Source organism: Prochlorococcus marinus XMU1404 (assembly GCF_017696175.1).
GTDB classification, from domain to species: domain Bacteria; phylum Cyanobacteriota; class Cyanobacteriia; order PCC-6307; family Cyanobiaceae; genus Prochlorococcus_A; species Prochlorococcus_A marinus_X.
Genome location: NZ_JAAORE010000003.1, coordinates 539,279 through 550,926, shown reverse-complemented (window position 1 = coordinate 550,926; position 11,648 = coordinate 539,279). Strand labels below are relative to the sequence as shown.

Genomic DNA, 11,648 nt, shown 5'->3' with positions numbered 1-11,648 from the left:
TATCAATAACTTATAATAATTCTTTAAGGGTAAATTTAGTTAATAATTTTTTTTATAAAACGCTCTTTTTGTTATAACCCCTTTGAATTTTTTGCCTCTTATTAATATTTGAACTTCATTATTTATTAAGGCATGCGTAGTATTAATGTATGCAAAAGCTATAGCTTTTTGTTTAGTCGGAGACCAACTGCCGCTTGTTATACTCCCAATATTGTCTTCACCTTTAAGAACTGCGCAACCTTTTCTTCCTATTGCCTTACCCTCTATAGAGAGACCAACTAACTTTTTTTGAATACCTAATCTTGACTGTTCTTCAAGAAATCTTCTTCCAAAGAATTCGTGATTATTTTCTAGATGTACGAGCCAGCCTAAACCTGCTTCATATGGAGAAGTTTCTTCATTTATGTCTTGACCATAAAGATGCATGCCTGCTTCAAGTCTAAGAGTATCTCTAGCCCCTAAACCACAAGGTGCAACATCTTTGGAAATTGAGAAATCCCATAAATTAATTGCTGCTTTTTTAGATAAAAGTATTTCCAGACCATTTTCCCCTGTATATCCTGTCTTTGAAAAGAAAATTTTTTCTTTAGGCGAAATATGTTCAAAAATTTTATATTCGCATCCAAAGTTAGGGATATGTGAGATCGAAGAATCAATCCATTCTTCAAATAAATCGAATGAGTTTTTTCCCTGTAGTGCTAAAAGTACTTTGTCTTTTTTAAAATTTGTTATCGAAATTTCATATTTATTTAAATTATTTTTTATCCACTGAAAATCTTCTTCATATCTACTTGCATTAACTATTAACAATAATTCTGATATGTCATTTTCTTGTATACCAAGGTCATAAATTATTAAGTCATCTATTATTCCTCCTTTATCATTGAGCATTATTGTATAAAGCCCCTGACCTTCAGAAAAGGAGTATAAATTAGTAGGAAAAAGTTTTTGAATATAATCCTTTGGATTGATTCCCTTAACAGATATCACACCCATGTGAGAAATATCAAATAATCCTGCTGAAGATCTAACTGATTCATGCTCTTTAATTAATCCTGAAAATGATATGGGCATTTCCCAACCTGCAAAATTCACTAATTTTGCATTTGATTCAACATATTTTGAATAAAGAGGACTTTTTAGCAAATCCATGAAATATTTAGTTTGTATTTAGTATTTTTACTTTTACACTGTAGTTTAGAAATTTTTTATTGCATATTTTCTAATGACAAAATTAAGCTTCTAAGTACTTTGGCTGCAACTATGCTACTCACTCCGCTTTGATCAATTTCTGGAGATAATTCCACAATATCTGAAGCTACAATTCTAAAGTCTTTTAAAGTTTTCAGTATTTCTTCAAAATCATTCCAAAAAAATCCTCCCGGTTCTGGAGTTCCTGTCCCTGCTAATAAACTAGGATCAAACCAATCTAAATCTATTGTTAAATAGATTGGAGACTTAGCGCATGGTAGAAGAGCTTGTTTTAATTCATGTGCATTTCCGCCAGGACAAAAGTTAACAAATTGGTTGTTGTTATGCATAATTTCAAATTCTTCCTTAGTCCCACTTCTAATTCCTACTTGCAAAATTTTCTTTTCAGGTAGCACTTCTAAGCATCTTTTCATAGTACAAGCATGACTATGTTGATTTCCTATATATGATTCTCTTAAATCTGCATGAGCATCAAGTTGAACCAATATCAAATCTGGATATTTTTTTACTAATGCTTCAATAGCACCTCTCGTAATAGAGTGTTCGCCTCCAATCATAATAGGACTAAGGCGTTTACTAATTAAATAATTTGTTGCTGATTTGACTGATTCAATAACTGACTTTGAGTCATTTTTATCAATTAGTATTGACCCAAAATCAACATACATAATATCCTCTAAGTCTTTATTTAGTTTTGGACAATATGTTTCTAAACAAGAACTCACTTGTCTTATAGCTTCAGGACCAAATCTTGCTCCTGGTTTGAAAGAGCATGTCCCATCATAATTAACTCCAAATATACCAATTGCGCAATCATCAGGACTTCTTTTTGCTCCCATAAAAATCGCATTTTCGTTATCAAATAAATTTTTTATCATTCTATGAATTGAGTTCTTTTACAATTTTATTTGGCATCATTTTGAATGCTGCATCTTGAAAATTTAAATTCCAAATTTCACAACCTTTTTCTATTTTTAGGGCCTCATTAGAATTTTGGTTTGATAAATTTAGAACTTTTTCAGAAGCGAATGTCCAACTCCAAATACCGCTTGGATATATAGGTACAAAAGAATACATAGTTTCAGAGACTCTAAAGATTTTTTTCAGGGTTTTCAAAATACTTATGTGAATATTTTTGAAGGATTCAGGTGATTCGCTTTGGGTTGCTAAAATACCATTTTTTGTAAGAATTCTTTTGCATTCTCTATAAAACGAATCTGAAAATAATGAATTTGAAAATTCTGAGGGATCTGAGCAATCTATAAATATGACGTCGTAAAAATTATCTCTTGTTTTTTTTACCCATTTGAAACCATCATCAATATGAATCTTTAATCTTTTGTCATTCCATGCTTCGCCTCCAATTTCTTTTAAAAATTTTTTAGATATTTTCATTACCTCTTCATCAATCTCTACTAGATCAATTTTTGATATTTGAGAGTATTTAACGCATTCTCTTGCAGTACCACCGTCTCCTCCACCAATAATTAACACATTAGATTTTTCGTCAATGCTGCTTAATGCAGGATGCACAAGACACTCATGATAATATTTCTCGTCTTTTAATGATGTCATCCAACAGCCATCTAGCATTAAAGCTCTGCCATAATATTCATTTTCTATAACAAGAATTTCTTGATATTTTGATTTTTGTTTAATTAAAATTTCTCCATTTAAGCCGAATCTTGAGCCTTGATGATATTCATCTATCCATTTTGAAATATGAGTCATTTGCTTTTTAAGAATTTTTTCTTTTAAGTTTTTGCTTGGCTATTTGCCATAGCCTTTGAAAATCTTTAGACGTTTGTTTTTTAATATTATCTCCTGCATGATGTTCAATTATTGAAAATCTGTCTAAAAATTTTTTATTAGTTTTTTGAAGAGCTGATTCAGGATTTATCTTTAAAAAGTTTGAAAGATTAAGAAGGGTAAAGTAAATATCCCCAAATTCATTTTTTATGTCTGAATCATTTTTACTTTTAATTGCTTCTTTTAATTCATTAATCTCTTCTTCTAACTTTTCAAAAATCTGATCTGTACTTTCCCATTTAAAACCATATTCTTTAACTACATTTGTGATTTTATCTGTTCCAACCGTTGGCGGTAAATTTTTTATTTTCAAATTTAAATTTTTACTAATTGATGATTCCATATGAGGGGCTTCTTTTTCTGAATTTTTAATATTTTCCCAAATCTCTTGCGATTTTTCTAGAGATACTTTTTCTTTTTTATTGAAAATATATGGATGTCTATTAATAATTTTCTTGTTTAGATTTTTTATAACATCATTTAGTTCAAATTCTTTTTTTTCGTAACCAATTTCAGCATGAAGCATTACTTGTAATAATAGATCTCCTAACTCTTCACAAATGTTATCCGCCTTTTTGTTATATATAGCATCTATAAATTCACTACTTTCTTCATGTAAAAATGGGATCAACGATTTATGAGACTGTACTTTCTGCCATGGGCATCCCCAAGTTTTATCTTTTAACGATTTGATAATAGATATTAAAATTTTAAAGCTCTCTATAGTCTCTAAATTGGAATTTGTTTGCAACTTATATCTATCGTTTGATGACATAGGATGTATTTTATTAATTCAATTTTGCCTCAATAATGAAATATTTAAATATTTAGTATAAATATTTCATCTTCATCTATTAGAATGATTTATTATAAGGGCGATTAGCTCAGCGGTAGAGCGCCTGCCTTACAAGCAGGATGTCCCTGGTTCGAACCCTGGATCGCCCATTTATTATTTTTCTAATGACTGAGATGGTTAATCTTTCAATCAGTCAAATCGGTGCTTCAGAACTATCTAGGCAAGCTTCTTTTGATGGTTCTCCAGTAGAAATGTCGATTGATTTGGTAGAGGATAAAAATTGTTCCGAAGGATGCATGCATATTAAATTAAGGCCAGGTACATGTAATGGATCCCCTATTTCAAGAACTGAAGGAGTAACTTTATACGCGGATGTAAAAAAGTTTAATTTACTGAAAGATTTAAAATTAGATTATTACGGTGATTTGAGCGGTTGTGGATTTCTTATTTCAACACCAAAAAATGCAAAACTTTTTTTCTGTGGTTCTGGCTTCAAAATTTTGTAGAATGGATGTGTCTTTTTTTGCAAACTAATATTATTTTCATTAATTGGCTGCTCTCAAGATAAAATAAACAAAAAGTTTATTGAAATAAAATTTGCACATGACAGAGATGAATGATCAATTATCTTTAGAGAATTATTCACCTTTTGAAGTAGAGAAAAAGTGGCAAGAAAAATGGGAAAGTCTAAAGGCGTTTAGTCCAAACCCTGAGGATGAAGGTGAGCCTTTTTGTGTTGTTATTCCGCCACCAAATGTAACTGGATCTTTGCATATGGGGCATGCATTTAATACGGCTTTGATAGATGTTGTAGTACGTTTTCAAAGACTTTTGGGTAAGAATGTTTTGTGTTTACCAGGAACTGATCATGCTTCAATAGCTGTTCAAACTATTCTCGAAAAGCAATTAAGAAGTGAAGGCAAAACAAGCGAGGATATTGGAAGAGATGAATTTCTTAAAAGAGCATGGAACTGGAAAGAACAAAGTGGTGGAAGAATAGTTTCTCAATTAAAAAGGATAGGATATTCAGTTGACTGGACTAGAGAAAGATTTACTCTTGATCAAAAATTAAATGAAGCAGTTATAGAGGCTTTTAATATTCTCTATAAAAGGAACTTAATTTATAGAGGCGAATATTTGGTTAATTGGTGCCCTGAATCTCAATCTGCAGTAAGTGATCTTGAGGTTGAAATGCAAGAAGTAAATGGTCATTTATGGCATTTTAAATACCCTTTAATTTCTGAAAGTGGTCAACTGTTAGATAAGTACTTAGAAGTTGCAACAACAAGACCAGAAACTCTTTTGGGTGATACTGCAGTGGCAGTTAATCCTGATGATGATAGATATAAAGAATTTATTGGTGTCAAAGTAAAAGTCCCTTTCGTTGATAGAGAAATACCTATTATCGCTGATTCACATGTTGATAAAGATTTTGGTACGGGTTGTGTGAAGGTTACTCCAGCCCATGATCCAAATGATTTTGCAATAGGAAAAAGGCATAACTTAAAACAGATTAATGTAATGAATAAAGATGGAACTTTAAATATTAATGCAGGTATTTTTCAAAATTTAGATAGATATGAGGCTAGAAAGAAAATTATCAAAGAATTGGATAACTTAGGCCTTTTGACAAAGATAGAGGATTATAAACATACTGTTCCTTTTTCTGATAGAGGTAAAGTGCCAATTGAACCTTTATTGTCAACTCAATGGTTTTTGAAAATGGATGATATATCACAAGGATGTCTTAACGAAATTGATTCTAAAAAACCATCGTTTATTCCTCCACGTTGGGAGAAAGTTTATAAGGATTGGTTAGAGAATATTAATGATTGGTGTATCAGTCGGCAATTGTGGTGGGGGCACCAAATACCAGCATGGTATGTTTTAGATGACTCTCAAGACTCAATAGAACAAAATACTCCATATATCGTTGCAAGAAATGAAGAAGATGCCTTAATCGAAGCTAATAAAAAATTTGGATTAAATATTAAATTGGTTCGTGATAAAGATGTTTTGGATACATGGTTTTCAAGTGGTTTATGGCCTTTCTCAACTCTTGGTTGGCCAAATACAAATGATGCGGATTTTAAAAAATGGTATCCAAATAATGTTCTTGTTACTGGTTTCGATATTATTTTCTTTTGGGTGGCCAGAATGACAATGATGGGGAATACTTTTACGAATAATATTCCTTTTAAGGATGTTTATATTCATGGTCTAGTTCGAGATGAAAACAATAAAAAAATGAGTAAAAGTTCAGGTAATGGTATTGATCCAATACTATTAATTGATAAATATGGTTCTGATGCTCTACGATTCGCTTTAATTCGAGAAGTTGCAGGCGCAGGACAAGATATTCGGCTTGATTTTGATAGGAAAAAAGATACATCTTCAACTGTTGAAGCTTCAAGAAATTTTGCGAATAAATTATGGAATGCAACTAAATTTGTTTTAATTAATAAAACTTCTAACAATAATTATTCGCTTAATGAGAGTGATGAAAATTCTTTAGAGTTATGTGATAAGTGGATTTTATCGAAATTGAATCAGGTAAATATAAAAGTCGCTGCTTTGTTGAAAGAATATAAATTGGGAGAATCTGCGAAATTACTATATGAATTTACATGGAATGATTTTTGTGACTGGTATGTAGAATTTGCTAAACAAAGGTTTAATAATAAAGAGACTAAAAATAGAAAAATATCTGAGAAGGTTTTAATAAAAGTGCTCAATGATATTTTGGTGATGATTCATCCTTTTATGCCGCACATTACTGAAGAACTTTGGCATGTACTGCAACTTAAACCAGATAAAGAATTATTATCTCTTCAAAGATGGCCAACTCAAGAAAATAAATTTGTTGATAATAAGCTTGATAATTCCTTTCAGCAACTCTTTGAAATTATTAGATTGATTAGAAATTTGAGAGCTGAATTAGGCCTCAAGCCATCAGAAAAAGTTCCTGTTTACTTAATTTCAGATAGTGATGAATTGATTGATTTTTTAAAAAATTTAGTTGATGATATTCAAACCTTAACCAAATCTTCTGAAGTATTTATTTTTAAAACTAATGCTGTTGATAAAAAAGAGTTTGCTAAATCTTTTTCTGGGATAATTAGTGATTTAGAGGTTTATTTACCATTTCAGGATTTTGTAAATATAGATGCATTAAAAGAAAGGTTAAACAAGGATTTAAAAAAGGTGACTATTGAATTAGACAATTTAAATATGAGATTATCTAATAAAAATTTCGTTGATAAGGCTCCAAAAGATATTGTTGAGGAATGCAGATGTAAATTAAAAGAAGGTTCGGTACAAATGGATAGAATTACTAAAAAACTCGAACTTTTGAGTTGAGAATGAATATATTCCTTGAAAATATTTATAATTTGTCGTTTTTTTTTAATACAGGAATTGGTATCTTTTCGTTTGTTTGTATTTATATTTTAATTGTTGTATTAATACTTCCAGCTTCTTGGTTATCTTTATTATCAGGTTTTTTATATGGCTCATATTTAGGATCAATTATTGTTTTCATTTCAGCTTCCATAGGAGCATCAGTTGCTTTTTTTGTATCAAAAAGTTTTTTTGCAAAAAAGCTAAAAAATCTTTTTAGCCGTTATCCAAAATTAAGTATTATGGAAAAAGTAGTAGCAAAAGGCGGACTTAAATTAATTTTTTTAGCGAGATTATCGCCGATATTTCCTTTCAGTATTCTTAATTATTTTTATGGTTTGAATAATGTTAAGTTTAGAGATTTTGCTCTTGGTCTTATTGGAATAATTCCAGGAACTTTTCTGTATTGCTCAATAGGTAGTTTGACAAAAAGTCTCCAAGAGTTAAAAAAAGTTCAATCACCAAATAATTTATATATGACTATCATTGGGGTTGTCTCAACTTCTTTAGTTGTATATTTTTTAGCTAAATACTCTAAAGAATATTTTGAAAACTCCTAAGAATTTAATCTTTAATATTCCAATCTCTTATAGATGCAATCAAGATAAACCATAAGAGTCTAAATTTACCTAGTAAAGTTTTGTTAGCTTCTAATTTGATATATTTTGCTTGTCCACAGGGTGTTTTTATGTAGTTGAAAACTTTTTTCTTTGTCATAAGTCTCGCTAAAAGTCTTGATAATTATTCTTATATTTTATAGCTAAGAATTTAAGTTTTTAATTAAAAACCACATTTTTAATTAACTACTTTGTTGAATAGCATTTTTTAAAATTTAAATTTTTTCTCCAGATTCTAATCCTCTAAAGCATTTGAATCTAGGAAACCTAAGACTAAAAGCCATAGCATCCTTTGATTTGGTTTTAGCATCAGCTCTGATTTCTACAAGTTGACCAACTAGATGATTACGTTTTGACCAATATTCTTCACGTTGTATATCACTAAATCCGCTTCCGCAACTAAGACTGTATTCATATCCATCATCTTCTCCTTCTACCAGAATTGCTCCCAGTCTACCTTTATTGCGACCTGTCCCTTCCTCAACCGAAACAACTTTTAAAGTGACTTCAATGAAAGGTTTTGCTTTTAACCAACTGTGTGTTCTTTTACATTCATACGTAGCATCAGGATCTTTAATCATTACTCCTTCATATCCACCTTCCACAGCGGATTTATTCAGATCTACAAATCTTTTTTGTCCCTCAATAGTGTCGAGATCTACATTTTCCCATTCAAGTGTTTGTATATGTTTTAGAAGCATAGAATGTTTTGCTACCCATTCTTTTACTAAAAAACTTCTTTTTGTTTGACTAGTTTCCCATCTCCCTTTTTGAAAGTTTTCAAGGGGACATAAGTCAAATAAGTGGAGAACAGCGTCTTTGGTTTGTTTGCCATCTTTTCTATGTACCTGTTTCATTAAATCTTGAAAGTTAGCGCTCATTACTTCACCATCGAGTACTAAGTCATAAGGCGCTGGGTTTTCTTTTAAGACGTTTTCTATTTCTGAGATAATATGACCAAAATTATGGAATTGTTTCCCATTACGAGAAAACATTTCTACTTTATTTTGTCTAATTATAGTTAAGACGCGTACACCATCTAATTTGATTTCAATTTGCTTTTTTCCTATCATTTTTTTTTCATGATTTGCACTATCATGAGCTAAAGGACAAGAAAAAATAGGAATAGCATATTTGGGAAATTTCTTTGCTATCTTGTTGATTGTTTTTTCAGATACACCACATCTAAGATCTTTAATTAAAACTCGTCTATAAAATCCATTCCACTCTTCTTTTGTTGCAGATTCCATAGCCGTAAGAATTGCATCTCGAGCAGCGTGACCAGTAAGTTCTCTTTGAATAAGCTTATTGGCTAATTTTCTAAAATCTTCCCATAAAAAATTTTGACTTTTTTCAGACTCTTTCTCAGGAACAATTTTTACACCAAAAGTTACTAATGGATCAAGTGCCATACGGATACCTTCAAAAAAATCATCTAGACCTTCTTCCATTGCTTCTGAGATGATTTTTTCTTTATCTAATCTACTTGGGTGTAATTCTAATTGATGTATTATTTCTTCTTTAAACAATTCTTTTTGCCTCACAAGAAATTATTAATTAACTTTAGCTATTCTGTCTATTTTCCAATCATTGTCAGTTTTTGCGAAAGTAAAATCTAATGGGAGCTCATCTTGTTTGTCTTCAGATTTTAAATTCAAAGTTATTATGATTTGATCTTCTTGAACTCTAGGTCTTCCTGATTTTAAATTTCTGTATTTATTGAGATTTAAACTAGCTAAAAATTTAAGAAAGTCTTGGCGTTTAACATGAGTTTTATAAGTTTTTGTAGTCAAACCATAAGCTGCGTCAATTCTGCCAGCAGCTATTTGATCAAAAAACTTTCTAACTAGTGGATTAATTCCTCTGGCGCTTATAACTAATTTGACTGCATTAAAAGTCCAAAATGAAACTAGTACTGCTCCGCCAACTAATAATGCTTTAATTCCGATATCTTTAACTAATGTTGCATCCATGTTAATTTAAGTTTTTTATTACTTTAAGAAAAGAAATCGTTTTTGATGGCTTTTTTGTCAAAATAATATTATTTTTAATCCATAATGCCTATAATTCCTCTTTTACCATTATTTCATAGATTTAATAGCCTATATTTTGAAAATTCTTTAACGGTTAATAATCAACCTTTAGTAAAAGTTAGATGGAGTGATAATAGATTAAAAACTACTGCTGGTTTTTATAAAAGAAAACGAATTAATGGTCTTGTAGATTCTGAAATTATCTTATCAAAACCTATCTTGAGTAAATTATCCAATAGTGAAATAAACAGTACTTTATGTCATGAAATGATTCATGCATGGGTAGATAGGATATTAAAGAAAAATGAAATACATGGTCCAAATTTCTTAGAAAAGATGCATGAAATTAATGCGAAAGAGAAGAATTTTCAAATTGCTGTTAGGCACTCATTTCCTATAGAAAGGAGAGAATTAAAATATATAGGAACTTGTCAAAATTGTGGGGAGAAATTTTTTTATAGAAAAAGAATAAAGAATATAGCCTGTAAAAAATGTTGTGTAAATTTCTTTAATGGATCATGGAATAAAAAGTGTTTAATTTTGTTTGATTAGAAATAATTAAGATGTGTTTTTGTTTCTATATTTGGAATTATTTATTTTTTTAATGTAATTTATAATTTAAAAAGCACAATAATTTATGGATTCAAGGAGAATTAGGAATTTTAGAAATAGTTTTGATAGAAATATTGTTGATAAACAAGTTGATAAAATTTTTCAAACTGGAAAACAATTCGTTGATGGAGTATCTGGAGCTAGACCAGGTAAAACAAGGAACTCAGATTTTCAAGGAATAACAAGTAAGAGCGTTAAAAAAGTAGGAAGATGGGTATCTGAAAAAGTGGATTTATTTTTTGATGAAGATAATGATGATTGGAATGATGATAATTTTTACGATGATGAAAGTGATATGAAGACATTTACTAGAGAATCAAATTCTTATGAATCTACTAAAACGCATTCGAAAAGACCTTTAGAGGCAATATCTTTAAGGCAACCAAAAGATTTACAGACAACTGAGCAAAAAAAATTACCTTATGGGAAAGAGATTAAAGACGATAATTGGCCAGATGAAATGGATTTCAAAGTTGAAAGATGGCAAAGATCTTCAGAAAAAGAGAATAATATATCAAGAGATCAACTAAACCAAAAAGTTCAATCAAAATCAAGAAATCTTCCCAGATCAAGAAGAAGAAGAGTATAGACTTGCAAATTCTTTAATTCCAGAAGAACCTAGTAAGCTTTCTAAATGTGGATTGAAAACCTCCCTAATAATTGTGAGAGGCTTTTTGTCACGAAAAAATCTGTAATTTCTTGACCAGAATGGACCTTTAAAACAAAATTGATCTTCTAACCATTTTGAATTAACAAGTGAAATTCGGTCAACTTCTCTAAATAATTCTGATCTGTCTTGCGTTAAATTTTTCCAAATTGGTTCTTCTTTGGCTTTTAGATTTTCACTCACTTGTTCTGCATTCCACCAACTTTCAGCCCATGCTAAGTGTTTATTATTGTTTTTAATCCAAACTTGTCTTCTAATTAAAGGGCCATTTAATTGATTCAATTCTTGAGGACCCTCTTTACTGAATAGAGGATCTAATTGCATTGAAATCAATTTAATTTTTGTTTCTTGATTAGTTAATAGTTGTAGATGTCTAGTGGGACTTCCATCTCCAAGCAGCATTAATTTCCATGGACCAGATATTTTGGGGAGTGAATTTTTCACCAAAAAAGTAGATGCTTTTTCTTCCCATAATATTTTTGGGGATTTAAAAAGTTTATTAT

Annotated in this window: 13 protein-coding genes and 1 tRNA gene; 6 read left to right on the top strand and 8 right to left on the bottom strand. The window is 30.2% G+C overall.

All coding sequences use genetic code 11. The features are described from left to right. Nucleotides 1-39: 39 nt before the first annotated feature. From gcvT to mazG, 4 genes are read right to left on the bottom strand one after another with little or no spacing between them, the layout of a single operon-like run. A complete protein-coding gene (gene gcvT, locus HA144_RS09330; protein ID WP_209043760.1) occupies nucleotides 40-1,152 on the bottom strand; it encodes a glycine cleavage system aminomethyltransferase GcvT in 1,113 nt (370 codons plus the stop codon). Between the two features lie 56 nt (nucleotides 1,153-1,208). Continuing rightward, nucleotides 1,209-2,090 carry an agmatinase gene (speB, locus tag HA144_RS09325; protein ID WP_209043759.1) on the bottom strand — a complete coding sequence of 294 codons (882 nt, stop codon included), beginning with the start codon at nucleotides 2,088-2,090 and terminating at the stop codon, nucleotides 1,209-1,211. Between the two features lies 1 nt (nucleotide 2,091). Then, nucleotides 2,092-2,943, bottom strand: coding sequence for a polyamine aminopropyltransferase (speE, locus tag HA144_RS09320; protein ID WP_209043758.1), 852 nt, complete (start codon nucleotides 2,941-2,943; stop codon nucleotides 2,092-2,094). A gap of 7 nt (nucleotides 2,944-2,950) precedes the next feature. After that, nucleotides 2,951-3,796: a nucleoside triphosphate pyrophosphohydrolase gene (mazG, locus tag HA144_RS09315; RefSeq protein WP_209043757.1), complete on the bottom strand. Its 846-nt coding sequence runs from the start codon at nucleotides 3,794-3,796 to the stop codon at nucleotides 2,951-2,953. 98 nt (nucleotides 3,797-3,894) lie between these two features. On the opposite strand from mazG, the gene HA144_RS09310 reads away from it, so the two are divergent. The 4 genes from HA144_RS09310 to HA144_RS09295 all read left to right on the top strand — a co-directional run bounded on the left by HA144_RS09310 (nucleotide 3,895) and on the right by HA144_RS09295 (nucleotide 7,776). Next, nucleotides 3,895-3,966 (top strand) — tRNA-Val (locus HA144_RS09310). Further along, the gene (locus HA144_RS09305; RefSeq protein WP_209043756.1) at nucleotides 3,937-4,323 is read left to right on the top strand and encodes an AIR synthase; all 387 of its coding nucleotides are present in this window, start codon (nucleotides 3,937-3,939) and stop codon (nucleotides 4,321-4,323) included. Before HA144_RS09310 ends, HA144_RS09305 begins: the two co-directional genes overlap by 30 nt. 97 nt (nucleotides 4,324-4,420) lie before the next feature. Beyond that, nucleotides 4,421-7,177, top strand: coding sequence for a valine--tRNA ligase (locus HA144_RS09300; protein WP_209043755.1), 2,757 nt, complete (start codon nucleotides 4,421-4,423; stop codon nucleotides 7,175-7,177). A gap of 2 nt (nucleotides 7,178-7,179) precedes the next feature. After that, entirely contained in the window at nucleotides 7,180-7,776 is a 597-nt protein-coding gene (locus tag HA144_RS09295; protein WP_209043754.1) for a TVP38/TMEM64 family protein, read from the top strand. A gap of 4 nt (nucleotides 7,777-7,780) precedes the next feature. Here HA144_RS09295 and HA144_RS09290 read toward each other — a convergent pair whose 3' ends face one another. From HA144_RS09290 to HA144_RS09280, 3 genes are all read right to left on the bottom strand, one after another. Next, complete coding sequence (locus HA144_RS09290; protein ID WP_209043753.1) at nucleotides 7,781-7,933, bottom strand: hypothetical protein; 153 nt, start codon at nucleotides 7,931-7,933, stop codon at nucleotides 7,781-7,783. A gap of 115 nt (nucleotides 7,934-8,048) precedes the next feature. Continuing rightward, nucleotides 8,049-9,362 carry an ATP-dependent DNA ligase gene (locus HA144_RS09285; protein WP_209043752.1) on the bottom strand — a complete coding sequence of 438 codons (1,314 nt, stop codon included), beginning with the start codon at nucleotides 9,360-9,362 and terminating at the stop codon, nucleotides 8,049-8,051. A gap of 24 nt (nucleotides 9,363-9,386) precedes the next feature. Next, nucleotides 9,387-9,806: a hypothetical protein gene (locus HA144_RS09280; RefSeq protein WP_011819289.1), complete on the bottom strand. Its 420-nt coding sequence runs from the start codon at nucleotides 9,804-9,806 to the stop codon at nucleotides 9,387-9,389. 84 nt (nucleotides 9,807-9,890) lie between these two features. Here HA144_RS09280 and HA144_RS09275 point away from each other — a divergent pair, with 84 nt between their 5' ends. Continuing rightward, a complete protein-coding gene (locus HA144_RS09275; RefSeq protein WP_209043751.1) occupies nucleotides 9,891-10,418 on the top strand; it encodes a SprT family zinc-dependent metalloprotease in 528 nt (175 codons plus the stop codon). 85 nt (nucleotides 10,419-10,503) lie between these two features. After that, nucleotides 10,504-11,067 carry an RNA helicase gene (locus tag HA144_RS09270; protein ID WP_209043750.1) on the top strand — a complete coding sequence of 188 codons (564 nt, stop codon included), beginning with the start codon at nucleotides 10,504-10,506 and terminating at the stop codon, nucleotides 11,065-11,067. Here HA144_RS09270 and HA144_RS09265 read toward each other — a convergent pair. Further along, nucleotides 11,047-11,622 (bottom strand): chorismate lyase, encoded by a 576-nt coding sequence (locus tag HA144_RS09265; protein ID WP_209043805.1) that lies wholly within the window; start codon nucleotides 11,620-11,622, stop codon nucleotides 11,047-11,049. The two genes, HA144_RS09270 and HA144_RS09265, sit on opposite strands and share 21 nt — an antisense overlap. Nucleotides 11,623-11,648 lie beyond the last annotated feature (26 nt).